This is a genomic window from Streptomyces sp. CT34 (assembly GCF_000805335.1).
Classification (GTDB): Bacteria; Actinomycetota; Actinomycetes; order Streptomycetales; family Streptomycetaceae; genus Streptomyces.
This window is the reverse complement of record NZ_KN708638.1, coordinates 7680681-7702890: the sequence shown is the minus strand read 5'-3', so window position 1 is coordinate 7702890 and position 22210 is coordinate 7680681. Positions and strand designations below refer to the sequence as shown.

Below are 22210 nucleotides of genomic sequence, written 5' to 3'. Positions count from 1 at the left end.
GGGGGCCCCCGCCACTCCGACGGCGACTTCTGGCTGTACTCGACCGTCCTCTACGCCCGCGCCCTCATCGCCCGCGCCCACGAAGAGCCGGCGGCGGCGCTGCGGGCCTGCCGCCGGGCACTGGTGGCGAAGAAGCTGATCGGCGACCCGCTGTTCATCGCGGGGGCCCGCACCATGCTGGCCGGCCTGCGCCACCAGGTGCGCACCGGGACACCGGTCGGCGATCCCGCCGCCGAACTCCGCTGGTGGCGGCGGACCGGCACCGGTACCCGCCCCCGGCCGTCCTCCTCCCGGCTGCGGGCAGGGCCGTGAGCACCGGGCGCCGGTGACCGGCCGCCGGACACCGTACGTGACGCGGCGACTGCGATCGGGATGCGCGCGGACCGGGCCCGTCGCATCCTGGGGGAATGAAGCGTGCCCCCGTGATAGTGCATCCGCCGTCCACCGGCGGGCGCCGCGTCACGCTCCACGGACAGGACCTGGGACGGGCGTTGCGCCCCGGTGACGTGGCCGCGATCCTGCGCCGGGCCGGCTTCTCCACCACGCGATTCGTCTGGGACGACGCGGGTGTCATCGAGTGGCGCGACGGCGGACCGGACACCTGGCAGATGTCCTGACTCCCGGCGGCTGCGCCGGCTCAGTCGGCCGTCGCCGCGACCGGGGACTCCGCTTCCGCCTCCACCGCCTCGCGCGCCGCGGCGGCCTTCTTCGCCCGGTGCTTCACCAGCAGGAACGAGCCGATGCCGAACAGCACCGCGGCCACCAGCCCCCACGTAGAGAAGCTCTTGAGCCAGGACTCGGCGACCATGCCGACGGTGTAGATCAGCGCGGTGGTACCGCCCGCCCAGATCACGCCGCCGAGGACGTTGGCGATCAGGAACTTCCAGTACGGCATCTTCAGCACACCGGCGAGCGGACCCGCGAAGATGCGCAGCAGCATGACAAACCGGCCGAAGAAGACCGCCCACATGCCCCACTTGTCGAACTTCGCCTCGGCCATGGCGACATGGTCGGGGCCGAAGTGTTTGGGGAACCTCCGGCCGGCCCAGGCCAGCAGCGGCTTGCCGCCCTTGCGTCCGATCAGGTAGCCGATGGAGTCACCGACGATGGCGCCGATGGACGCACAGGCGCCGAGCACGAACGGGTTGATGTGGTCCTGGGTCGCGGCCAGGATCGCCGCGCTGACGAGGACGATCTCACCGGGGAGCGGAATGCCCACACTCTCCAGTCCGATGACCACCCCCACCAGGAGGTAGACGCTCAGGGCCGGTACCGTCGCCAGCCATTCCTGGATGTGCAAGGCCGCTTCCTCCGCTGGTGTAGGGCCCCGTGGGCCGTTGCCCGGTGCCGGTGCCACCGGTCGGTCGTTCCCGTGGCGCGCCGTACCGGCGCGCCCGGGAAGCGTACTCGATCGGTCCGGCCGGACGACGATTCCGATGGGGGACGGGGATATCCCGTATGGCGCGTGCATCTGCCTGCCGATGCATCTCTCTACGGAGACGCCGCCACTCCCCGCGAAGGTTCATCGCGCGGGCCACTTATCCCGTGCTGACCTGCCGTTCATCCCGCGCCGACCTGCCGTGCACTCACTTGTTGGGACGCAGCGTCCACACAATGGTCATCTCGCCGGTGACCGCGTCATCGCTGTCGCGGGTGATCAGCACCTTCACGGGGAACTCCGGGCGCTCCCCGGCGTCCAGCTCGGCGACCACGTCGGCCATCGGGCGGCCCAGCTCGGCGGTGGCCGTCACCGGCCCCATGGCGAGCTTCTTGTAGCCGATCTCGGCCCCCACGGCGAGCGGCACCGCGCGGCCGAGCTGGTTGCCGAAGGCCGTCATCACGATCGCGCCGCTCGCGGACTCGGCGAGGGTGAACATCGCGCCGGCGTGCGGGCCGCCGACGTGGTTGTGGAAGTCGGGCTGGTCGGGCATGCGGACCACGGCACGCTCGGCGGTGGTCTCGGTGAACTCCAGGTTCAGGGTGCGGACCATCGGCACGGATGCCGCCATCATTTCGCCGATCGACGGCAGGGTCTCTGAGGACATGGCGTCATGTTACCTATCGGTAGCTTCGCTGTGAAGAGGCCCCCGCGACCCGGTCCGGCGTGCGCGAACAGCCCGTCGGCGGGGCGGATCCGGCACACCGGCAGCGCGTGCTCCGGTATCCCGTACCTGCCCGGAATTCGCTGCCGTTCGCCGCCCCTGCCCGCCTATCGTGGGCTGCCATGGGGCCGGGGCGAGAGCACTTCAGGGACTGGCAGCACCAAGGGGGCGGGCGGCGCCACGGGCGCCGACGGCCCGGGGCCCCGCGGGCGCGGGCTTGCTGAGGGCCCGTCCGCCATCGGCGGGGCGCAACTTCCTGCTGCTCAGCGCCGCCACCGTGGTCGCCGGCCTCGGCAGCAACGGGGCGATGATCGCGACCTCCTTCGCGGTGCTGGGTGCCGGCGGTTCCGCCACCGACGTCGGGCTGGTCTCCGCGGCCCGCATGGTCCCGCTCGTCCTCTTCCTCCTTCTCGGCGGCGCGATCGCCGACCGGCTGCCCCGGCACCGGGTGATGGTCGCCGCGAACAGCGTCAACTGCGTGTCGCAGGGCCTGTTCGCGCTGCTCGTCCTGGCCGGCGAACCCCGGCTGTGGCAGATGGCGCTGCTCGCCGCGGTGGGCGGCACCGGGCAGGCGTTCTTCGCGCCGGCCGCCGAGGGCATGCTGCTGGCCACCGTGTCCGGCGAGGATTCCGGGCGCGCGTTCGCGGTGTTCCGGATCGGCGTGAACGGCGCCAGCATCGGCGGCGCGGCGCTGGGCGGCGCCCTGGTGGCCGCCGCCGGCCCGGGCTGGGTGCTGGCGCTCGACTCCGCCGCCTTCGCCGTCGCCGGAGCGCTGCGCGGCTTCCTCGACGTGAGCGGCGTTCCGGCGCGCGCTCCCGGTGGCGGCGTACTGCACGACCTGCGCGACGGCTGGCGCGAGGTCGCCGGCCGGCACTGGCTGTGGGCGATCGTGCTCCAGTTCTCCCTCGTCAACGCGGTGCTCGTCGCGGTCCAGTCGGTCTACGGTCCGCTCGTCGCCCGGGAACATCTGGGCGGTGCCGGGCCCTGGGGACTGGCGATCGCCGCGTTCGGCGCGGGCACCGCCGGCGGCGCGCTGCTGATGACCCGCTACAAGCCGCGCCGGATCCTCCTCGCCGGCACTCTGTGCGTCTTCCCGCTCGCCCTGCCGTCCGCCGCGCTCGCCGTCCCGCTGCCGACGGGCGGGCTGGCCGCGGCCCTGTTCGGCACCGGCGTCTCGATCGAGGTCTTCGCGGTGACGTGGATGCTCGCGCTCCACCAGGAGATACCGGAGGAGAAGTTCTCCCGCGTCTCCTCCTACGACTGGCTCGGCTCGCTGGCCATGGTCCCGGTGGCCACCGCGCTGGCCGGCCCCGCCCAGGACCTCGTGGGACGGCCGGCCGCCCTCTGGGGCTGCACGGCCTTGGTCGTACTGCTCACCGCGGCCGTCCTGTGCGTACCGGACGTCCGGCGCCTCACCCGCCGTACCGCCGCCGTCGCGGGCGCGGACGGCGACGGGGCGGGCGACCGGGACGGAGCGTGGATCACCCCAGGCTGAACGCACCGTCCGGTGGCTCCGGCGACGCGACCGCGTCGGCATCCCGCACGGGCGCCGCGTCCGCGATCAGCCGCCGCAGCGCCGGGCCGTGCTCGACGCGGGCCGGGAACGGGTCGCCGGCCGCCCGCCGGGCCAGCGCCGCGACCGGGATCTCCGCCGGCGAGGCGACCAGCACCGCGTTGCCGAAGCGCCGGCCGCGCAGCACGGACGGCTCGGCGATCAGCGCGAGATGCGCGAACACCTCGGCGAAGTTGGCGAGTTGGCCACGCAGGAACGCGAACGGCGCGCCGTCGGCGAGGTTCGCCGCGTAGCAGCCGTGCGGGCGCAGTACCCGTGCGGCGGCGCGCGCGTACTCGACCGAGGTGAGGTGCGCGGGCACCCGCGAACCGCTGAAGACATCCGCCACGATCACATCGGCGCTGTCCCGCGGCGCCGCCTCCAGCGCCGCCCGGGCGTCCCGCGCGTGCAGCGCGATACCGGAGCCGTCCGGCAGCGGCAGCTCGTCCGCCACCAGGGCGAGCAGTCCCCGGTCGGCGTCGACCACGTCCTGCCGGGAGTGCGGGCGGGTCGCGGCCAGATAGCGGGGCAGGGTCAGGGCTCCGCCGCCGAGATGCAGGACGTCCAGCGGCTCACCGGGAGCGGCGGCCTCGTCCAGGACGTGTGCGAGCCGGCGCACATACTCGAATTCGAGGTGCGTGGGCGCGTCGAGATCGACGTACGACTGTGGCGCCCCGTCCACCGTCAGCAGCCACGCGCGGGGCCGGTCGACATCCGGCAGCAGCTTGGCGATGCCGTGGTCCACGGCCCGGGTGAGGGGTATGGGCTCGGACTCAGGGCCGGGCCGGTGTGTTGCGTCGTCCACCGGGCCATTGTGCCGGGTGGGCGCCGTCGGCCGGGCCGCGGTGCGCACGCGGAACGGGGCCGGTCCGGCCGGTCGTCGCGATCGGCCGGACCGGCCCCACCGTCCCGCGCCGCGCTGCGCGTCCGCCGCCCGTGCTCAGTCCTCGACGGTGCGCACCGTGCCCGCGCCGACCGTGCGGCCACCCTCCCGGATGGCGAAGCCGAGGCCCGGCTCCAGGGGCACCTCGCGGCCCAGTTCGACCGCGGCGGCCACCGTCTCGCCGGGGCGGACCACGGCCCGCTCACCGAGGTCGAGGTCACCGACCACGTCCGCGGTCCGGATGTAGAACTGCGGGCGGTAGCCGGTGGACACCGGCGTACGGCGTCCGCCCTCCTCCGTGGAGAGGAGGTACACCTCGGCGGTGAAGCGCCGACGCGGAGTGACGCTGCCCGGCGCCGCGATCACGAATCCGCGGCGCACCTGCTCGCGGTGCACCCCGCGCAGCAGCAGCGCGACGTTGTCCCCGGCCTCGGCGGACTCCATCGGCTTGCCGAAGGTCTCCAGCCCGGTGACGGTCGTCTGCAGCGCCTCCCCGCCCAGCACGGCCACCTGCTCGCCGCACCGCACCGTGCCGCGCTCGACGGCCCCGGTGACGACCGTGCCGCGACCGGTGATGGTCAGCACGTTCTCCACCGGCAGCAGGAACGGCGCGTCCACATACCGCTCGGGCATCGGGACGTAGGTGTCCACGGCGTCCAGCAGTGCGTCGATCGCCGCCGTCCAGTGGGGGTCGCCCTCCAACGCACGCAGTCCCGAGACCCGTACGACGGGGATGTGCTCACCGTCGTAGCCGTGCGCGTCGAGCAGCTCGCGCACCTCCAGCTCCACCAGGTCGGTCAGCTCGGGGTCGCCGGCGTCGGCCTTGTTGAGGGCGACGACGATGTGCCGTACGCCCACTTGCTTGGCGAGCAGCACGTGTTCGGCGGTCTGCGGCATGATCCCGTCGAGCGCGGAGACGACGAGGATCGCACCGTCGAGCTGCGCCGCGCCGGTGACCATGTTCTTGATGAAGTCGGCGTGGCCCGGCATGTCCACGTGGGCGTAGTGCCGGGTACCGGTCTCGTACTCGACGTGCGAGATGTTGATGGTGATCCCGCGGGCGGCCTCCTCCGGGGCCCGGTCGATCCGGTCGAACGGGACGAACGTGCCGCTCCCCCGGTCGCTGAGGACCTTGGTGATGGCGGCGGTGAGCGTCGTCTTGCCGTGGTCGACATGGCCCATGGTGCCGATGTTCAGATGCGGCTTGGTGCGTACGTATGCCGTCTTGGGCATGGTGTTCTTCCTCGCAACACTGCGGTGAGAACGGCGCGGTGGCGCCGTGGGGACCCCTGAGCCGCTCCGACCCTCCCCCTGCGGGGTCCGCCGGACAATCCGGAGAGGGTCAGATTCGGGCGCCGTCGGCCGCGGCGGCGGCCCGGACGGCTGCCGCGACGGTGGCGGCTGCGGCCGCGGCGATCGCCGCGGCATCGGTGACTGCGGTGAGGAGGACGACGGCAGCCTTCGGCGCGTCCGCGACTGCGGACGACAGCGAGCGGAAGGCGTGCCGGAACATGCGTCATATGCTGCCGGGTTGGGGCCGCCGCGTCGAACGATTTACCCGGCCGGCGGAAGCTGTTTCGATGCCATGCCGCCCGGATTACGGCCGGTCGCCACCCTCGTCGGTTACGCTCCCGGGATGCTCGAACCCGCCGCAACGCCCGACGGCCTCGCCGCGCGCGGTATGCGTGTGCTGCTCTCCCCCTGGTCCCGGCTGGCCCTGCTGCTGGTCCTGCTGGCCTGTGCGGCGGTCGCGATGGTGCTGTGGCATCCGCAGCGGCTGCTGGCCGGCGGCTGGCCCGGGCAGTTGTCCGGGCCGACCGCCCTGGTGGTCTTCGCCCTGGCGTACGGCGTCTGCACCACCGCCTTCGTCCCGCGCCCGGTGCTCAACCTCGCCGCGGGCGCCCTCTTCGGGAGTCAGGGCGGGACGGCGACCGCGCTGGCCGGTACGGTGCTGGGCGCCGCGCTGGCCTTCGGGCTGGGCCGGCTGCTCGGCCAGGACGCGCTGCGCCCGTTGCTGCGGGCCCGCTGGCTGACCGCCGCCGACCGGCAGCTGAGCGAACACGGCTTCCGCTCGATGCTGGCGATCCGCCTCTTCCCGGGACTGCCGTTCGCCGGCACGAACTACTGCGCCGCGGTCTCCCGGATGCGCTGGTCGTCCTACCTCCTGGCGACGACCCTGGGCAGCATCCCGAACACCGCGGCCTACGCGGTCGCCGGCGCCCGGGCCGCGACGCCCACGTCACCCGCGTTCCTGCTCTCCATGGGCTTCATCGCCGTCAGCGGCCTGGCCGCACTGGCCGTGGCCTGGTACAAGCGCAAGGCGCTGCGCGGAAGCGGGGATTGACGCCGGACGTGCGCCCGGCTGCCGTCACGACGCGGACGCCCCGGCGCGGTTCGCTATGTGGGCGGGCGGCACCGCGTCCGCGGCGAGCAGCGGGTCCGGCTCCGGAGTTCCCCATTCCCTACGGAGCGGCAGCACCCCGGCCCACAGCCCCAGTTCGGCGTCGGGGCCCTCGCCGTCGTCAGGTGCGCCGGTCCTGAGCTTCACGGACGCCTCGTCGAGCGAGAGCGCGAGCAGCGCCGTGGCGGCCAGCTCCTTGCGGTTCGGTCGCCGCGCGTAATCCCACTGGCCGGGCGCCGACTGCTCCGTGAGGCAGCGCAGTCCGGCGAGTTTCTCGGCCTCGTCGGTGACCAGGCGCGGCACCCCGTAGACCATCGCGCTGCGGTAGTTGACCCCGTGCTCGAACACCGAACGGGCCAGCACCAGGCCGTCCACATGGGTCACCGTCACACAGACCACCGCCCCTGGGGACGCCACCAGGCTGTGGCTGGCGACCGAGCCGTGGAAGTACAGCGTGGTGCCGTCCGATCCGTAGACGGTGGGCACCACCATCACCGTCCCGTCGACCGTCACCCCGAGATGGCAGACGAACCCGGCCGCCAGTACGGCATCGAGCTCGGCGCGGTCGAGGCTGCCCTGGTCGCGCAGCCGGCGGTGCCGGGTGCGCTCGGTCACGGGCAGCGAGGGGCCGGAGGCGGAGCGGGGCGCGGTCATGTGGGACTGCCGTTCTGGGAGCCGGGAGCGGGCTGCGCACGGGACGGGCAGCCCGGCGGGAATGCCCCTCAGGCTACTGATTCCACACCATTCAGGCCAGGTATATAACTAAATTCGTTGAGATCTGGCACTATCGCAACTAATTCATTAAACGCCTCGCCGTCCGTCCACAGTCCGACCTCCGTCGGACCGTCGTCCGGGCTAGGAGCTGAGGTGGTACTGCGCCCACGGCTGGTGGGACGGTGTGGACTCCTCACGGGCGGGCGCGATGGTGCCCCACGGGGCGAGCGCACTGTCCCATTCGGACGAGAGAGCGGCGACATCGGTAACAGATTCATTTGACGGCATCGCGCCCGAATTCCAGGCGGCGGCCATGTGGTGGGAGGTGGGTGCGGAGTTCCAGGAAGCCGACTGCTGGGCGGGGATGGCGAATTCGGCCTCATGAACATCGCCGGGACCCCGGCGATGTCGGCCGGCATGGGATTCCACGGGGCCGGGATAGAAGCGCCCCTGTGCGGAGAGCTGCTGCGCGCGGGTGACCAGGCGCGTGAGATCGAGGCCGAATTCGGAAGCCAGCTCCCGCAGATCCACTCCGGTCTGCCAACTCCCGATCAATACGGCGTCTATAGCCGGCGACCAGTTCTGGTCCGTCGCGCCGACGCCGGGATCGCGCGGGGTACCGGTTTGGCGGGCCGTCATGGACGCGGCCGAAGAGGCAGCCGCCGCAGACGCGGCCGCAGAGGAGAAGTCCATGGCCTGATCGGGCGCCGGGGACGGCTCCTCCGGCTCCCGGGGCTGCACAGGAGGGGTGGCGAGCAACTCCTCGGCGACGGCCCGGGCGTCGTCCTTGCCCACCGTGCGCCGGGCGACGCGCACTTCCCGTTCGTTCAGACCGAACAACCCGGCCACGGCGCCCGTGCTGCCCACCGTCACCGCAAACGCCGCCAAAATCCGCGAGCGATCGGCCTGCGCCTCGTCAAGTCTGGCCTGTGCCTCACGCACACGTTCGTCACCCAGACAAAACGCCTCTGCCAGCACAGCGTTCCGGTCCCACAATTCTCTCGGATCCATACTCAGACAACGCCCCTTCCGTCGGAGGTGATCCGATCTGTCGCTGCAAAGCACCCCAAAGCACCCATCGAACCACCAAATGACAATCACGTCGCAGCTCATCCGCCCCGGCCGCACCAAAGATGATCTTGCGTGCGGGGCCGATTGTCAGTGCCGCGCGCTACCGTCGGGATCAGTCGAACTTCCGTGTCCACGTGGGATGTTCAGGGGGAGGACCATGACTCGGGATCAGGCACGACACGCGCGCCAGAGGGTGCGCATGACCCGGCAGGGGCGCTACGGACCGTCCGGGTGCGGTAGGCCGATCGGGTTGGGGAAGGGGAGGACGTCGGCGGCCAGAATGCGGCGGACGACGGGCTCCAGCAGTTCCATGAGGCCCTCGGCCTCCGTGGGGGACAGTGAGCGGAGCAGCCGCGCGGCGAGCCGGTCGGTCTCCTCCTCGATGCGGGTGCGCTCGCGGAGCCCGGACGCGGTGGCGGCGCCGTGGGCGTCCAGGAGGTCGCGGGCGCGGAGGCGGTCCGCCGCCGCTGTCCACTCCTCCTCGGTCCAGCCGCGGTCCTCCCGGATGGTGTCCTTGGGCACCCGGCCGCAGGCAGCGGCGAGGACCAGCGCCTCGCAGCCGTCGAATTCCCGGTCGGCGAGCACGGAGAGATGGGCGTCGCCCCGGAACTCCCGCAGGGTGGTGGCCAGTTGCCACAGCCGCTCCACGGGGTCCGCCCGGTCGCACAGCGCGCGGTTGGCGGCGAAGAGGGGGCGCGCGGTGGCGGGTGCGTCGTCGACGAGCGCCTCGAGCCGGGGCAGCAGTGCGGTGGCCGCCCGGTCCAGGTGCGGGTCGATCCGCCGCAGGGCGTGTGCGGCGCGCCGGCCGCGCTCGTCGAGCACGTGCACCGGGCCCGCGGTATGCCAGGCGGCGGGCAGCGCGCGGGCGACCGTCCCCGGGGCGAAGACACCGAGGACGGCCGTGGCGGCTGCGGGTTCGACGGCTCCCAAGGGGGCGGTACGGGAGGCGAAGTAGCCCATCCAGAAACCCTTGAGACCGAGGGCCTTGCCCAGGGCCCGGCAGCCGTCGTCGAAGTAGCAGACGGCGTGCAGGGGTTCGGTCATCAGCCAGAGCGCGTGGGCCTGCCGGGCCGCGGTCGGCTGCGTGGACTGCTGCTCCATGGACGGCTCCCTCGGCGGCGCTCGACGCCTCTTGGACGGCCCTGACGGCTCCCGCCCGCACGCTAACGCGGTCGGTCCGGAAACGCACGGGGCGGTGCGCGCGGCCGGTGCGCACCGATCGCCGTCAGCGGGCCGGCCAGGACTTGGGATCACCGGCCGGACCTGGCCGGGGCGGGCGCCGAGCCCGGCCCGGCGTCATATGGGGAGAGGAAGACGGGGATGCAGCGGATGCCTGCGACGGGGAATGCGCAGATCGTCGATGCCGCGCTGGAGCGGATGGTGGCCGGGTATGTCTTCCGGGAGCGTGCGGTGGAGATCGACGCGGCGATACGGGGCCGGCTGGCCGCCGGCGAGTACGACGGGCTGAGCGGCCCGGCGTTGTGCGAGACGGTGACCGCGCCCCTCCAGACGGTCTGCGCGGACAAGCATCTGCGGCTGCTGTGGCAGGACGAGCCGCGGTCCGTGGACCCGGCGGACGACGACGCCGGACGGGCGGCGTTCCTGGCGCTGCTGCGGACCGAGAGCCAGGGGATCCGCTGCGTGGAGCGGCTCGACGGGAATGTGGGCCGGCTCGACATCCGGTGGATCGCCGACGCCGGTGTGGGCGGCCGGGCGATCGGCGCGGCGATGGAGCTGGTCGCGCACACCCGCGCGCTCCTCCTCGACCTGCGGGAGTGCAAGGGCGGCTCCCCCGCGGGCGCCGCCCTGTGGTGCAGCTACTTCTTCCCCGACGACCAGACGCATCTCAACGACTTCTACGAGCGCGCCACGGACTCCATCCGCCAGTACTGGACCACCGCGCATCTGCCCGCGCCCCGCTACCCGGACCGCCCGGTGTACGTACTGACCAGCGCGACCACGTTCTCCGGCGGAGAGGACGTGGCGTACACGCTGCAGGCGCTCGGGCGGGCGGTGGTCGTCGGCGAGACGACGCGGGGCGGTGCGCACCCGACCGAGCGGCATCCGGTGACGGAGCACATCACGGTCGCGGTGCCGACCGCGCGGACCGTCAACGCGGTCACCGGGACCAACTGGGAGGGCGTCGGCGTCCGGCCGGACCGGGCGGTGCCGGCGGAGCGGGCGCTGGATGTGGCGTACGTGGAGGCGCGAAGGGACGGTGCCTAGCCGCTCACGGCGGCGGGTGGCGGGTTGAGGGGGCGCTGTGCGGTGGCGCTACGGGCGTCCGCCGGCGCCGAAGCCCGAGTCCCATGCCCACAGGTGGGTGCAGTTCGGGCACTGGAGGTGCAGCAGGCTGCCGCGGTTCGACAGCAGATAGCGCCAGTGGTCGTCACAGGTGCGGCCGTCGTCGCAGGTCCCGCAGCCCTCGTGGTCCTGGCATTGCGGGCAGGGGACCCAGGCCCGGCGGCCGATGTCGGCGGTGGGGTCGAGGGGCAGCATGCTCAGCCCTGCCCGGCTGCCGGCAGCACGCCGGCGGCGACCAACATGTCGTAGGTGGCCTGCTGCTCGGCGTCCAGGCCGGAGTAGAGGAGCCGCTGGGCGTCCGCCTCGCCCGTCATCGCCTCGATGGGGTCCCAGGTGTCGCCGAGCGCCGCGAGGACCTCGGCCCGCCGCCGGGCTTCGTGGCCGGTGAGGTCGAGCTCGAAGGTCCCGGACGCGCCGCCCCCGGATATCCCGGATACCGAGGAGGTGTCGAACATCCCGGAGGTCCCGGATATGCCGGCGGGCTGGTGATCCGGGGTGTTGCGGTCGTTCATGGTGCGCTTCCTGTACCGCGTGCGGACGATTGGGACGAGTACCCCCGATCGGACGTGTTTACCAAGTCGGGCGGCATTGAGGAAGCGTCAGACGGAGGATGCCACCGGTTGAGGCGGACAGGAGGGCGGCATATCGGGGGCCGCGGGGCCGGGTAGGCGCCTCAGAGTGACGGATGTCATCTCCCGCGACCGGCTTCACGCCCCACCGGGCCCCCGCCGGTCCGCGTGCCGGCGGTGGTGCCGTCCGGTACGCGACGCCGGGGCGGGCCCCCGCCGTACCGCGACCGCCGCGGCGTCGTCGGTCAGCCGGCCGTTCGTGTGCGTCAGCAGGTCCTCGCGCAGCCGGCGCAGCACCTGCCGGGGGCTGCCGGAGCTCCAGGCGCCGGCGCGCTCGGCCAGCGGGTAGAAGACGCCGTCGCAGTCCCGCGCCTCGGTCACACCGTCCGTGTAGAGCAGCAGCAGGTCTCCGGGTTCGAAGGGAAAGACCTCGACCTCGTAGTCGGGGGCTCCGGGGAGGCCGCCGAGGCCGACCGGCAGGGCGGTCCGCTCGACGTGCAGGGTGATCGCCCGCCCGTCGCGCAGCAGGAGCGCGGGCGGGTGGCCGCAGCTGATGGTGCCGAGTTCGTGCAGCCGGTCGGGGATGTCGAAGAGGGAGACGGTCGCGAAGATCTCCTCGGCGTCGGGCGCATGGACCGGGGCCGGTGCGTTTCGGTCGGCGACGGTGGCGGGGGCGGGATCGCCGGCGGCCGGGGCGGTACGGCGGGGGCGCGGGCCGGCGTTGCGCCACTGGCTGTTGTCCCAGCGGACGGCGCCGTCGAGGTGGCGGGCGAGGTTGGGGAGGGTGGCCTGGCGGTGGGCCACCGCACGGAAGGCGCCGAGGAGCAGTGCGGCCTGGCTGTACGCGGGCAGGCCCTTGCCGCGGACATCGCCGATGATCAACCGGGTGCTCTGGGCGGTGCGGGCCGCGGCGAAGAGGTCGCCGCCCATCTCGGCCTCCTCCTCGGCGGGGAGGTAGATCGAGGCGATCTCCAGGTCCGCGCTGCGTTCGGGCAACGGCCGGAGCAGAACCTTCTGGGCCACGGCGGCCACCGAGCGGGTCTTGACGAGCTGCCGCTCATAGCGTTCGCGGACGACGGTGAAGACGAGGAGCAGCGCGGCGACGACGACCAGCGAGCCGATCTGGGCGTAGAGGTTCTCGGTGAACAGGGCGTGGCGCGCGATGCCGATGCCCACCTGGGCGGCGACCGCCAGCGCGCCGATCATGGCCGTCGGACCGGGTCCCGCGATGGCCGCGGTGATCGCGGGGGCGGAGACCAGCAGCGGTCCCAGGTGGATGTCGGCCGGCGAGAGGACGTCGGCCAGGCAGACCGCGACGATCAGCCCGATCGGGATCAGCATCAGGGCATGGCTCGGCTCCGGACGTCGTCCCAGATGCGTCAGCCGTGGAAAGGGCATGCATCATGTTTGCACTGGCTTGGGCGAAATGCCCGGATAGTTCCGGAGGGACGGCCGAGGTCCTCGTCACCGACGGTCGGCGCGCACCGCGCCGAGCATGCCGGGCTGTCGCGCGCCACGCGCCGGAGGTGTCGCGCCGGGCCCGTACGGCACCAGGAAAGCGGCGAAGCGGGGAAGCGGGGAAACCAGCTCGGATGCCCGGCCGCCCCCGCTCCCTCGCCTCTTCCGCTTTGACTCTCACACCGATGTGAGTGTTTAGCGTCGGGCCATGACTACTGAGCGCACACTCCCCCGCCCCCACCTCGACGTATTGACCCGGGGCAGCGGTCCGGCCCTCCTGCTCGCCCACGGGGCCGGCGGCGGGATCGAGGGGAACTTCGGGCTGGTCCTGGACGACCTGGCGGCCGACCACACCGTCATCGGGCCGCACTATCCGGGAGCCGGGGGCACCCCCGTAGCCACCGGTCCGCTGGAACTCGACGAGCTGGCCGACCAGTTGGCCGCCTCCGCGGTCGCGGCCGGGCACCAGCGGTTCGCGGTGCTCGGCGAGTCGCTGGGCACCGCCGTCGCCCTCCGCACCGCCACCCGCCATCCCGAACGGGTCACCGCGCTCGTCCTCACCGCGGGGTTCGCGGTCGCCGATCCGGTCCTGGCGCTGACCGCCGAGCTGATCCGGACGCTCGGACGGGCCGGCGAGTGGTCGGCGGTCGCCCGGCTCGCCGTCGTTTCCTGCCTGTCGCCGGAGCAGCTGGCCACGACCCCGTCGGAGGCTCTGGACGCCGCGGTCGCGCAGGCCGCCGCGGAGATGCCGCCCGGCATGCTCGACCACTTCGACCTGGTGTCCCGGGTCGATGTCCGCGACGACCTGGCGCGGGTGGCGGTACCGACCCTCGTCGTGGCGCCACTGGGTGACCGGCTGGTCCTTCCCGAGAGCTCACACCGGCTCGCCGCCGGCATCCCCGGCGCCCGGCTCGCCGAACTGCCCGGCGCCGGGCACCTCCTGAGCGAACCGGATCGCGCGGTGTGGCTGCGGCTGGTGCGGGAGTTCCTCGGAGGCATCGCGTAGCGGAGGGCGACGGGCCAGCCGCCGCCGGCGTCAGCCCGCCCGCTCCGCCGCCTCCTGGCGCAGCACCGCGATGAGCAGGTCGAGGGCCGGCTCCACGGCAGAACCGGCCATGCCGGGAGGGTGGTTCCGCACCCGGTGCAGGCTGGGGTGGGGGTCGGCGGCTACCTGGTGCGGGACTACGCCACCACGAGCGACCACGTCGCGGCCCGTCCGGACAACGGCTGGTTTCTCCGCACGCCGCCCGCCACCCTCGTCCAGCCGGGACCGGCGGTGGCAGCCTGGGCGAAACGGTGCGCCGGGCCCCGTATTTCCGCACCGGGCGGGGGACGGACGGGGACGCGATCGGCCTGCCGATGGACGACGGCGGTGCCGGGCGTTCCCCCGCACCGTCCGAGGGGGTGATCCGGCACCGGCCCCCACCGCGCCGGCCCGCCCGGCACCTGCCACCGTCCCGTCAACTCCCCTGCGAGGAGCAGCCGCACCATGACCACCACCTCCCATGCCGACCTCGTCTTCCGCGGCGGCCCCGTACACACCGTCGACCCGGCCCGCAGCAGGGCGAGCGCGGTGGCGGTGCGCGACGAGCGGATCGTTGCCGTCGGACCCGACGACCTGGTCGGCGATCTGCTCGGGCCGCGTACCGAGGTCGTCGACCTCCGGGGCAGGCTGCTCGTCCCCGGGTTCCAGGACGCGCATGTCCACCCCGTCAGCGGCGGGCTGGAGTTGGGGCAGTGCGATCTGAGCGCGGCGGACACCGCCGCCGCCTGTCGCGAGCTGATCGCCCGGTACGCGGCGGCCCACCCGGAGGCGCCGTGGATCACCGGCGGCGGCTGGTCCCTGGAGGCGTTCCCCGGCGGGATGCCGACCCGGGAGTTCCTCGACGCCGTCGTAGCGGACCGCCCGGTGTTCCTCGTCAACCGCGATCACCACGGCGGCTGGGCCAATTCCCGTGCCCTGGAACGGGCCGGGATCACCTCTCGTACCCCGGACCCGGCCGACGGCCGTATCGAGCGGGACGCGGCCGGCGAACCGTCCGGGATGCTCCAGGAAGGCGCCATGCGGCTGGTGGACGCGCTGCTCCCGGAGCCTTCGCTCGCCGAGCGGACCGCGGGGCTGCTCCGGGCGCAGCGGCTGCTCCATTCCTACGGGGTGACCGCCTGGCAGGACGCGATGCTGGGGAACGGCCCCGGGACGACCGATCCGGTGCCCGCCTACCTGGCCGCCCGGTGCGACGGCCTGCTGACCGCCCGGGTGACCGGGGCGCTGTGGTGGGACCGCTCGCGCGGCATCGAGCAGCTGCCCGAACTGATCGGCCGCAGACGGGAGTTGACCGGCGGGCTGCTGCGGGCCACCAGCGTCAAGATCATGCAGGACGGCATCGCGGAGAACCACACCGCGGCGCTGCTCGCCCCCTACCTGACCGCGTGCGGCTGCCCGTCCGGCAACAGCGGGATCTCCTTCGTCGACCCCGAGGCGCTGCGGACGTACGTCACCCGGCTGGACGCGGAGGGCTTCCAGGTGCACTTCCACGCCCTGGGTGACCGCGCGGTGCGCGAGGCGCTGGACGCGGTCGAGGCGGCCCGCGCCGCCAACGGCCACCGGGACACCCGCCCGCACCTGGCCCATCTCCAGGTCGTGCACCCCGACGACATCCCGCGCTTCCGGCGGCTCGGCGCGACGGCCAACATCCAGGCCCTGTGGGCGGCCCACGAACCGCAGATGGACGAGCTGACCATCCCCTTCCTGGGACCACAACGCGCCTCCTGGCAGTACCCGTTCGGGGATCTACTGCGCTCCGGCGCCGTCCTCGCGGCGGGCAGCGACTGGCCGGTCAGCTCGGCCGACCCGATCGCCGCGCTCCATGTCGCCGTCAACCGCCGCACCCCGGACGCCCCGCCGTCGACGCCGGCCTTCCTCCCCGGGCAACGCCTCGACCTGGGTACGGCGCTCGCCGCGTACACGGCGGGCAGCGCCTACGCCAACCACCTCGACGACACCGGCTCGGTCCGGCCGGGCAAGCTGGCCGATCTGGCCGTCCTCGACCGGGACCCCTTCGACGGCCCGGCCGAGGAGATCGCGGCGACCCGCGTGCTCCAGACGTTCGTCGGGGGGCGGCGGGTGTACGCGGCGGACGGCACGTAAGTAAGAGGGGAACGGCCGAGGGGGCGCCGGGGGCCGGCCGGGTCACTCGATGACCAGCTCCACGTCGATGTTCCCGCGGGTGGCCTTCGAGTACGGGCAGAACTGGTGCGTCGCCTCGACGAGCTGCCGGCCGGTCTCCCCCGCCAGGGCGTCCGGCAGCTCCACCCGCATGACGACCGCGAGGCCGAAGCCGGTGTCGTCCTTGCCGAGGGAGACCTCGGCGGTGACCGAGACGTCCTTGGTGTCGAGCTTCATCTGCCGGCCGACGTTGGCCATCGCGCTGGCGAAGCAGGCGGCGTACCCGGCGGCGAAGAGCTGCTCCGGGTTGGTCCCGGCACCGTTGCCGCCGAGGGCCTGGGGCATGGCCAGGGCGAGGTCGAGCCGGCCGTCGGAGCTGACGGCCCGGCCCTCGCGGCCGTTGGCGGTGGCGGCGGCGGTGTACAGCGCGTCCATGGCGGATTCCTTCCGGTGGGATCCGCGGCCGGTCCTGGTGACCGGCCGCGGCGGATTCAACGGGACCCACGATCGCACACACTTAAATTGCGTGCAACTAAGTTGTGCACAACTCAATCGCCCGCCGCGCGCTAACCTGGAGCCATGGCCACGCCCCCGACGCTCCCGGTTCCGGACTCCGAACTGCTCCGCCTCGACCACCAGGTCTGCTTCTCCCTGCACGCCGCCTCGCGCGCGTTCGGCGGCGTCTACCGGGACGCCCTCAAGGACCTGGGGCTCACCTACCCCCAGTACCTGGTCATGCTGGTGCTGTGGGAGCACGGCCCGGAGCCGGTGAAGAGCATCGGCGAGCGGCTGCGACTGGACTCCGGCACGCTCTCGCCACTGCTCAAGCGGCTGGAGGCGGCCGGACTGGTGCACCGCGAGCGCAGCCCCGAGGACGAGCGGTCGGTGACCATCCGACTCACCGAGGCCGGCGAGGCCCTGCGGGAGCGGGCGCTGCCGGTGCCGCGCCGGATCATGGCCGCCACCGGCCTGACGGTCGACGAACTCCGCACCCTGCGCAGCCTGTTGGGACGGGTCACCGGCGCACTCGACGAAGCCTGAGCCGACGCCGGCAGCACCGCGCGGGCGCCCGGAGCCGCCCCGGCGGACCACCGCCGAGCGCCCGGCGCCCGGCACGGCTCCCCCGGCGTTCCGCCGGCGTGCGACCCGTACCTCCCCGGGCTCCGGGGCGTTAGACAACGAGTCGCCTTCCGCGGAGCGCACCGTCCGCACGCGTGCCGCTCGCCTGCTCCGGCGCGCCCATCACCCCTTTGAGCTACGAAGGTTGGGGAGCGCCCAGGACAAAGGCGTATAAAGGGTGGCCAAACCAGCCGGAACCACCGGCGGAATCCGGCCCAGGACGCGGTTGGCGGCATCGCCTACGAACAGCGGAGGAGCGCCACGTGAATGCGGCAGAAGTTGTCAACAGCTTGCTGGAGGAACGATTCGGGGTCAGGCGGGGGGAGGCCACCGATGCCACCGTGCTGCGCAGCCTGCGCCTGGACTCCCTCGCCCTGGAGGAGCTCCGGGTGCTCATCGAGGAGAGGTTGGACATCGACCTCGAAGAGGTGGCGCTGACCTCGCGTGACACCGTGGGACAGCTGGTGGCGGCCATCGACGGCAAAGTCACCGCGTGACTGCCCGCCGCAAGCCGTTCGCCGCGGCCGTGACCGGACTGGGCCTGGTGACCGCGGCGGGCGTGGGAACGAAGGCCACCTGGCACTCCATCACCCATGACACCGTGCCCGGCGGGGTGTCGCACCAGGACGAACTCGCCGATCTGCCCTGCGACTTCATGTACACCGCCACGGATCTGGACACCACCGAGCTGCTCGGCGTCGCCACCCAGCGGCTGATGGACCGCTTCTCGCAGCTCGCGGTGATCGCCGCCCGGGAGGCGGTCGGCGACGCCGGCCTGGACCCGGAGACCTGGGACCGGGGCCGGGTCGCGGTGATCATCGGCTCCGCGCACGGCGGGTTGCCGTTCTACGACCAGCAGTACGCCACCATGATGGGACGCGGTGCCCGGCGGGTGTCCCCCAAACTCGCTCCGCTGACCGTGATCAACAGCGCCGCCAGCAGTGTCTGCATGGATCTCGGTGCACAGGGTCCCAGTCTGGGGGTGGCGACGGCCTGCTCCTCCGGGACCGTCGCGGTGGGCACCGCGCATCAGCTGCTGCGCGCCGGGGTCTGCGACATCGCCATCGCGGGCGGCGCGGAGTCGGTGCTGTCCCGGCTGCTGATCGCCAGCGCCTGCCAGATGAAGGCGGTGTCCACCCGGCGCGACGATCCGGCCGCCGCCTGCCGCCCCTTCGATGTCGACCGGGACGGTTTCGTCGTCGGCGAGGGCGCGGGGCTGCTGGTGATGGAGCGGCCGGAGGACGCCAAGGCCCGCCGGGCGCCGATCCGCGCGCAGATCGCGGGGTACGGCGCGTCCAGCGATGCGTATGCCGCGGTCGCGCCGGATCCGGACGGCAGGGGCATCGAGCAGGCGCTGCGCACGGCGATGGCGGACGCGGATGTGCACGGCGGCGATGTGGGCCATGTGAACGCGCACGGCACCTCGACCGTCGTCAACGACCACGTCGAGGCGATGATGTTGCAGCGGGTGCTCGGTGATCATCCGCTGGTCACCTCCACCAAGGCGATGACCGGGCACACGCTGGGCGCCGCCGGCGGTATCGAGACCGTGCTGACGGTGCTCGCCCTGGAGCAGCAACTGGTGCCCCCCACCGCCAATCTGACGGTGCCGGATCCCCGTATCCCGATCGAGGTCGTCCGCGCGGAGCCGCGGCAGGCGGCGTTCGACTGCGCGGTCAAGACCTCGCTGGGGTTCGGGGGCCACAACGCCGCGCTCGTCCTGACCCGCATCTAGGGCCGACCTTATGGGTCAGGCCCCGGCACACCCGACCGCACAACCCGTTCCAGCCGGTAAGGAAGAGCCATGAACGAGGAATTGATCCGCTCCTTGTCGGTGCGCGGGGTGTCGTACGCGTACCGGCTGCTGCGGCAGCCGAACCAGGTCACCGAGCCCGCGCTGGTGCTGGGCGGCGCCTTGCAGGGGATGTACGGCTGGCCGCAGATGGAGGAGGAACTGGGGCCGGTGACGGATGTGATCACCGCCGATCTGCCCGGTATGGGCAGTGCGGGGCCGCTGCCGCCGGGGCCGAGCATGGACGTGCTGTGCGCCGCGATCCTGGGCATCGTCGACGATCTCGGCGCCGCGCGGATCAACCTCTTCGGCTTCTCCTACGGTGCGGGCATCGCCTTCAGCTCCGCCCAGCGCTTCCCGGACCGGATCGCCCGGCTCGTGCTCGGCGGCGTACCGGCGGATGTCGGCGACACACAGGTGCGCGCGTGGCAGCAAGCGTCCGAGCGCCTCTCGCGCGGGGACACCGCCGCCTTCGCCACCCTGGCCGCCGAGGGTCTGCTCTGCCTCGACGAGCACCAGCACGTCGCCCGCCGGAAGCTGGCGTACCGCTACGTCCGGCGGGCGATGCTCCAGGCGGCGCTGCACTCACCGCACGCGGTGGATTCGCTGCACCGGGCGCTGAGCGACCGGCCGGACTTCGCCGGCGGGCTGTCCGGCATCCCCACCCTGGTCTTCAGCGGCGAGCACGACACGGTGACCACCCCGGAGCGGCAGCGCGCCTTCGCGGCCACCATCCCGGGCAGCCGCTTTCTGACGATCCCGGACACGGACCACTGGGTGGTGCTCGAACGCCCGCAGGAGGTCGCGGAGTTGGCCGCCCGCTTCTTCACGGACGGGCCGCTGGAGACGGCACCGGCGCTGGCTCCGGTGGCACGCGAGGGGCGGGCCGAGGGCGATCCGGCCTGCGTATGAGCCGGGTGGCGGGCGCCGCGGGCGTCGTCGTACGCGACGGGGGAGGCACGGGACGGGAGCCTCGACGGCCCTCCCGGCATCGGCACCGTGACGCCGGGAGGGAGACCCCCCGATGAAGCCCCACTCCGACACTCTGACGGCGACCGCCGACGGTCGGACGGCGCTGCGCATGGAGCGGCTGCTGGCGCATCCGCCCGACGAGGTCTGGTCGGCGCTCACCGAGCCGGCGCGGATGGGGCGGTGGTTCCCCTGCGAGGTCGCCGTCGAACTGCGGCCCGGCGGCTCGATCACCTTCCTGATGCCGCAGCTGAGCGGGCCCGCCATGACAGGTACCGTCACCGACGTCGAGGAGCCCCGGCGGTACGCCTTCACCTGGGGCGATGACCACCTCCGCTGGGAGATCGCGCCGGATCCGGACGGCTCACTGCTGACCTTCGTGCACACCTTCGGCGACCGCCTCGGCGCCGCCAGCTTCGCGTCCGGCTGGCACCTGTGCATGTCGGCGCTCTCGCAGCTGCTCGACGGGGAGTCGCCGGCCGTGGAGCCCGACTCGGGCGAGCTGCACGAGGCGTATCTGGAGCAGTTCGATCTCGGGCACGGGGCCGTCGAGGAGACGGCGGAGGGGCCGCGGATCCGTTTCGAGCGGCAGCTGGTGCGGCCCGCGGAGACGGTGTGGGCGGTACTGACCGGGGGTGACGAGCCGGCCGGGGGCGAGCCCGCCCCGGAGGGGTTCACCTCGGGGAAGGCGCCGGCCGGGCCGGTCACCGAGGTGCGCGAGCCGTCCGTCCTCGCCTACCGGTGCCGTCCGGAGGGGTTGGTCCGCTGGGAGCTGGGCAGGGGCACCGGGCACGGCGCCCGCCTGGTCCTGACCCAGACCGGGCCGCGGGGCGCGGACGCGGAGGCGGCGCGGGACGCCTGGCACGACCGGATCGAGCATCTGGCGGCACGGCTGCTGGAGATCTGAGCAACCCCGCGAAGGGGTGCCGGGGTGTGACCCGGGCAACTCAGCGGCCCGTCCGGAGGGGATCACGGGGGCAGCAGCCGGTGATGCCGGGCACGCGACGTACGTCACATACGAACGCGCTTAGTCGATAACGATCCGGCATACGCCCCGAATTCCGGCCTTGATATCGGGCATTTCGCCCTAACACACGAAGATGGGTAGTACACGGCACCTTTGCCACCATCGCGGGCGGGCGCTAACCATGTTTCCCGGCAGTACCGAGAACGAGCCTGCGGACTCCACCAGAGAGGCGAGCGCGGCACTGACCCTCGGTTCCCACGAGCCACCGAAGGCCATCAACCCGCCACCCCAGCCCTGGAAGAGGTTAGTTCCGCATGCCCGTGCCCAGCTTCTCCCTGCCCCGCACCGTCCGCATCACCCGCACGCACAAGGTCTCCGCGGCGCTGGTGGCCACCGCGAGCTGCGTGGCGGCCCTCGCCCTGACCGCGGCGCCCAGCAACGCCGCCACCCCGGCCGCCCACGCCTCGGCCACGGTCAAGCCGGTCAGCGCCAACGGCCTGCCGGTCGTGGCGAAGGACAAGGCCGGCGAGGACACGAAGCAGGAGAGCGTGTCCGTCGCGGACGCCCTGAAGGTCACCGCCGTCGCCGACCAGGGCCACGCCGCCCAGCAGGCCGCGAACCGCTCGACGGAGCGCAAGGAGATAGCGCCGCCGAAGGAGGCCGCGCCCAAGCCGGCCGCCCCGCGCTACGCGGACAACCTGGACGGCTGGATCCGACAGGCCCTGGACATCATGAAGGCCAAGGGCATCCCCGGCTCCTACGAGGGCCTGCACCGCAACATCATGCGGGAGTCCAGCGGCAACCCCCACGCCGTCAACGACTGGGACATCAACGCGCGCAACGGCATCCCCTCCAAGGGCCTGCTCCAGGTGATCCAGCCCACCTTCGACACCTACCACGTCTCGGGCACCGCCGATAACCTCACCGACCCGGTCGCCAACATCACCGCCGCGGCCAACTACGCCGCCCACCGCTACGGCTCCATCGACAACGTCAACTCCGCCTACTGAGCCGGAGAACCGAGCCGGCGCACCGCACCGGCACGACGCGCCGCAGAGGCGCCGCAGCAGCAACGGCACTGGCCCTGCCCGCACTTCGCGGGCAGGGCCAGTGCCGTTGGCGCCGATGCCGGCGCCGGCTTCA

Annotated in this window: 24 protein-coding genes and 1 pseudogene; 13 read left to right on the top strand and 12 right to left on the bottom strand. The window is 72.9% G+C overall.

The genetic code is table 11. The annotated features are described in order from the left end of the window. Together RZ84_RS42130 and RZ84_RS33435 are read left to right on the top strand one after the other, a co-directional pair. Window positions 1-312 (top strand): annotated as a pseudogene (locus RZ84_RS42130) (LuxR family transcriptional regulator); the annotation flags it as partial. Between the two features lie 95 nt (window positions 313-407). Continuing rightward, window positions 408-617, top strand: coding sequence for a hypothetical protein (locus tag RZ84_RS33435; RefSeq protein WP_043268284.1), 210 nt, complete (start codon window positions 408-410; stop codon window positions 615-617). A gap of 20 nt (window positions 618-637) precedes the next feature. Here RZ84_RS33435 and RZ84_RS33430 read toward each other — a convergent pair whose 3' ends face one another. After that, window positions 638-1300, bottom strand: a complete 663-nt coding sequence (locus tag RZ84_RS33430; protein ID WP_043268282.1) for a DedA family protein — start codon at window positions 1298-1300, stop codon at window positions 638-640. A 286-nt stretch (window positions 1301-1586) separates the two neighbouring features. After that, the gene (locus tag RZ84_RS33425) at window positions 1587-2045 is read right to left on the bottom strand and encodes a DUF4442 domain-containing protein (protein WP_043268280.1); all 459 of its coding nucleotides are present in this window, start codon (window positions 2043-2045) and stop codon (window positions 1587-1589) included. Window positions 2046-2319: 274 nt separating this feature from the next. Here RZ84_RS33425 and RZ84_RS33420 point away from each other — a divergent pair, with 274 nt between their 5' ends. Continuing rightward, window positions 2320-3597, top strand: a complete 1278-nt coding sequence (locus RZ84_RS33420; protein WP_043268278.1) for an MFS transporter — start codon at window positions 2320-2322, stop codon at window positions 3595-3597. Here the strand turns inward: RZ84_RS33420 and RZ84_RS33415 are convergent. From RZ84_RS33415 to RZ84_RS40030, 3 genes are all read right to left on the bottom strand, one after another. Beyond that, window positions 3584-4459, bottom strand: a complete 876-nt coding sequence (locus RZ84_RS33415; RefSeq protein ID WP_043271601.1) for a spermidine synthase — start codon at window positions 4457-4459, stop codon at window positions 3584-3586. The genes RZ84_RS33420 and RZ84_RS33415 overlap by 14 nt on opposite strands. 135 nt (window positions 4460-4594) lie before the next feature. After that, window positions 4595-5770, bottom strand: a complete 1176-nt coding sequence (tuf, locus tag RZ84_RS33410) for an elongation factor Tu (protein WP_043268276.1) — start codon at window positions 5768-5770, stop codon at window positions 4595-4597. 109 nt (window positions 5771-5879) lie between these two features. Beyond that, on the bottom strand, window positions 5880-6050 hold the full coding sequence (locus tag RZ84_RS40030) for a hypothetical protein (RefSeq protein WP_198540097.1): 171 nt from the start codon (window positions 6048-6050) through the stop codon (window positions 5880-5882). A gap of 123 nt (window positions 6051-6173) precedes the next feature. On the opposite strand from RZ84_RS40030, the gene RZ84_RS33405 reads away from it, so the two are divergent. Then, on the top strand, window positions 6174-6881 hold the full coding sequence (locus tag RZ84_RS33405; protein WP_043271600.1) for a TVP38/TMEM64 family protein: 708 nt from the start codon (window positions 6174-6176) through the stop codon (window positions 6879-6881). Between the two features lie 24 nt (window positions 6882-6905). On the opposite strand, the gene RZ84_RS33400 is transcribed toward RZ84_RS33405, so the two are convergent. From RZ84_RS33400 to RZ84_RS33390, 3 genes are all read right to left on the bottom strand, one after another. Further along, a complete protein-coding gene (locus RZ84_RS33400) occupies window positions 6906-7592 on the bottom strand; it encodes a pyridoxamine 5'-phosphate oxidase family protein (RefSeq protein WP_043268274.1) in 687 nt (228 codons plus the stop codon). A gap of 201 nt (window positions 7593-7793) precedes the next feature. Continuing rightward, window positions 7794-8663 carry a hypothetical protein gene (locus RZ84_RS35400; RefSeq protein WP_241777977.1) on the bottom strand — a complete coding sequence of 290 codons (870 nt, stop codon included), beginning with the start codon at window positions 8661-8663 and terminating at the stop codon, window positions 7794-7796. Between the two features lie 276 nt (window positions 8664-8939). Next, a complete protein-coding gene (locus RZ84_RS33390) occupies window positions 8940-9824 on the bottom strand; it encodes an SCO6745 family protein (RefSeq protein WP_043268272.1) in 885 nt (294 codons plus the stop codon). Between the two features lie 228 nt (window positions 9825-10052). Between RZ84_RS33390 and RZ84_RS33385 the strand changes: the two genes are divergently transcribed. Continuing rightward, window positions 10053-10949, top strand: coding sequence for a S41 family peptidase (locus RZ84_RS33385; RefSeq protein ID WP_043271598.1), 897 nt, complete (start codon window positions 10053-10055; stop codon window positions 10947-10949). Window positions 10950-10997: 48 nt separating this feature from the next. On the opposite strand, the gene RZ84_RS33380 is transcribed toward RZ84_RS33385, so the two are convergent. From RZ84_RS33380 to RZ84_RS33370, 3 genes are all read right to left on the bottom strand, one after another. Beyond that, window positions 10998-11222: a hypothetical protein gene (locus RZ84_RS33380; protein WP_043268270.1), complete on the bottom strand. Its 225-nt coding sequence runs from the start codon at window positions 11220-11222 to the stop codon at window positions 10998-11000. Window positions 11223-11224: 2 nt separating this feature from the next. After that, complete coding sequence (locus RZ84_RS33375; RefSeq protein ID WP_052230613.1) at window positions 11225-11482, bottom strand: DUF6400 family protein; 258 nt, start codon at window positions 11480-11482, stop codon at window positions 11225-11227. Window positions 11483-11734: 252 nt separating this feature from the next. Continuing rightward, the gene (locus RZ84_RS33370) at window positions 11735-12994 is read right to left on the bottom strand and encodes a PP2C family protein-serine/threonine phosphatase (protein ID WP_241777976.1); all 1260 of its coding nucleotides are present in this window, start codon (window positions 12992-12994) and stop codon (window positions 11735-11737) included. Between the two features lie 268 nt (window positions 12995-13262). Between RZ84_RS33370 and RZ84_RS33365 the strand changes: the two genes are divergently transcribed. Both RZ84_RS33365 and RZ84_RS33360 read left to right on the top strand, forming a co-directional pair. Further along, complete coding sequence (locus RZ84_RS33365) at window positions 13263-14060, top strand: alpha/beta fold hydrolase (protein ID WP_052230346.1); 798 nt, start codon at window positions 13263-13265, stop codon at window positions 14058-14060. A 483-nt stretch (window positions 14061-14543) separates the two neighbouring features. After that, the gene (locus RZ84_RS33360; RefSeq protein WP_043268266.1) at window positions 14544-16202 is read left to right on the top strand and encodes an amidohydrolase; all 1659 of its coding nucleotides are present in this window, start codon (window positions 14544-14546) and stop codon (window positions 16200-16202) included. Window positions 16203-16244: 42 nt separating this feature from the next. On the opposite strand, the gene RZ84_RS33355 is transcribed toward RZ84_RS33360, so the two are convergent. Then, entirely contained in the window at window positions 16245-16655 is a 411-nt protein-coding gene (locus tag RZ84_RS33355) for an organic hydroperoxide resistance protein (RefSeq protein WP_043268264.1), read from the bottom strand. Between the two features lie 144 nt (window positions 16656-16799). On the opposite strand from RZ84_RS33355, the gene RZ84_RS33350 reads away from it, so the two are divergent. The 6 genes from RZ84_RS33350 (at window position 16800) to RZ84_RS33325 (ending at window position 22077) form a co-directional block, all read left to right on the top strand. Next, window positions 16800-17261, top strand: coding sequence for a MarR family winged helix-turn-helix transcriptional regulator (locus RZ84_RS33350; protein ID WP_043268262.1), 462 nt, complete (start codon window positions 16800-16802; stop codon window positions 17259-17261). Window positions 17262-17602: 341 nt separating this feature from the next. Next, on the top strand, window positions 17603-17836 hold the full coding sequence (locus RZ84_RS33345) for an acyl carrier protein (RefSeq protein ID WP_043268260.1): 234 nt from the start codon (window positions 17603-17605) through the stop codon (window positions 17834-17836). Then, complete coding sequence (locus RZ84_RS33340; protein WP_043268258.1) at window positions 17833-19074, top strand: beta-ketoacyl-[acyl-carrier-protein] synthase family protein; 1242 nt, start codon at window positions 17833-17835, stop codon at window positions 19072-19074. Before RZ84_RS33345 ends, RZ84_RS33340 begins: the two co-directional genes overlap by 4 nt. Window positions 19075-19143: 69 nt before the next feature. After that, on the top strand, window positions 19144-20043 hold the full coding sequence (locus RZ84_RS33335) for an alpha/beta fold hydrolase (RefSeq protein WP_043268256.1): 900 nt from the start codon (window positions 19144-19146) through the stop codon (window positions 20041-20043). A 112-nt stretch (window positions 20044-20155) separates the two neighbouring features. Next, window positions 20156-21007 (top strand): SRPBCC family protein, encoded by an 852-nt coding sequence (locus RZ84_RS33330; protein ID WP_043268254.1) that lies wholly within the window; start codon window positions 20156-20158, stop codon window positions 21005-21007. A gap of 374 nt (window positions 21008-21381) precedes the next feature. Then, window positions 21382-22077 carry a transglycosylase SLT domain-containing protein gene (locus tag RZ84_RS33325; protein WP_043268252.1) on the top strand — a complete coding sequence of 232 codons (696 nt, stop codon included), beginning with the start codon at window positions 21382-21384 and terminating at the stop codon, window positions 22075-22077. Window positions 22078-22210 lie beyond the last annotated feature (133 nt).

What these genes read in the sequence shown, in the direction of transcription:
- RZ84_RS35400 (WP_241777977.1), bottom strand. Translation starts at nt 8,663, where the DNA reads ATGGATCCGAGAGAATTGTGGGACCGGAACGCTGTGCTGGCAGAGGCG.
- RZ84_RS33370 (WP_241777976.1), bottom strand. Translation starts at nt 12,994, where the DNA reads ATGCCCTTTCCACGGCTGACGCATCTGGGACGACGTCCGGAGCCGAGC.
- RZ84_RS33350 (WP_043268262.1), top strand. Translation starts at nt 16,800, where the DNA reads ATGGCCACGCCCCCGACGCTCCCGGTTCCGGACTCCGAACTGCTCCGC.
- RZ84_RS40030 (WP_198540097.1), bottom strand. Translation starts at nt 6,050, where the DNA reads ATGTTCCGGCACGCCTTCCGCTCGCTGTCGTCCGCAGTCGCGGACGCG.
- RZ84_RS33325 (WP_043268252.1), top strand. Translation starts at nt 21,382, where the DNA reads ATGCCCGTGCCCAGCTTCTCCCTGCCCCGCACCGTCCGCATCACCCGC.
- RZ84_RS33365 (WP_052230346.1), top strand. Translation starts at nt 13,263, where the DNA reads ATGACTACTGAGCGCACACTCCCCCGCCCCCACCTCGACGTATTGACC.
- RZ84_RS33435 (WP_043268284.1), top strand. Translation starts at nt 408, where the DNA reads ATGAAGCGTGCCCCCGTGATAGTGCATCCGCCGTCCACCGGCGGGCGC.
- RZ84_RS33380 (WP_043268270.1), bottom strand. Translation starts at nt 11,222, where the DNA reads ATGCTGCCCCTCGACCCCACCGCCGACATCGGCCGCCGGGCCTGGGTC.
- RZ84_RS33385 (WP_043271598.1), top strand. Translation starts at nt 10,053, where the DNA reads ATGCCTGCGACGGGGAATGCGCAGATCGTCGATGCCGCGCTGGAGCGG.
- tuf (WP_043268276.1), bottom strand. Translation starts at nt 5,770, where the DNA reads ATGCCCAAGACGGCATACGTACGCACCAAGCCGCATCTGAACATCGGC.
- RZ84_RS33360 (WP_043268266.1), top strand. Translation starts at nt 14,544, where the DNA reads ATGACCACCACCTCCCATGCCGACCTCGTCTTCCGCGGCGGCCCCGTA.
- RZ84_RS33425 (WP_043268280.1), bottom strand. Translation starts at nt 2,045, where the DNA reads ATGTCCTCAGAGACCCTGCCGTCGATCGGCGAAATGATGGCGGCATCC.
- RZ84_RS33335 (WP_043268256.1), top strand. Translation starts at nt 19,144, where the DNA reads ATGAACGAGGAATTGATCCGCTCCTTGTCGGTGCGCGGGGTGTCGTAC.
- RZ84_RS33390 (WP_043268272.1), bottom strand. Translation starts at nt 9,824, where the DNA reads ATGGAGCAGCAGTCCACGCAGCCGACCGCGGCCCGGCAGGCCCACGCG.
- RZ84_RS33330 (WP_043268254.1), top strand. Translation starts at nt 20,156, where the DNA reads ATGAAGCCCCACTCCGACACTCTGACGGCGACCGCCGACGGTCGGACG.
- RZ84_RS33400 (WP_043268274.1), bottom strand. Translation starts at nt 7,592, where the DNA reads ATGACCGCGCCCCGCTCCGCCTCCGGCCCCTCGCTGCCCGTGACCGAG.
- RZ84_RS33355 (WP_043268264.1), bottom strand. Translation starts at nt 16,655, where the DNA reads ATGGACGCGCTGTACACCGCCGCCGCCACCGCCAACGGCCGCGAGGGC.
- RZ84_RS33375 (WP_052230613.1), bottom strand. Translation starts at nt 11,482, where the DNA reads ATGTTCGACACCTCCTCGGTATCCGGGATATCCGGGGGCGGCGCGTCC.
- RZ84_RS33405 (WP_043271600.1), top strand. Translation starts at nt 6,174, where the DNA reads ATGCTCGAACCCGCCGCAACGCCCGACGGCCTCGCCGCGCGCGGTATG.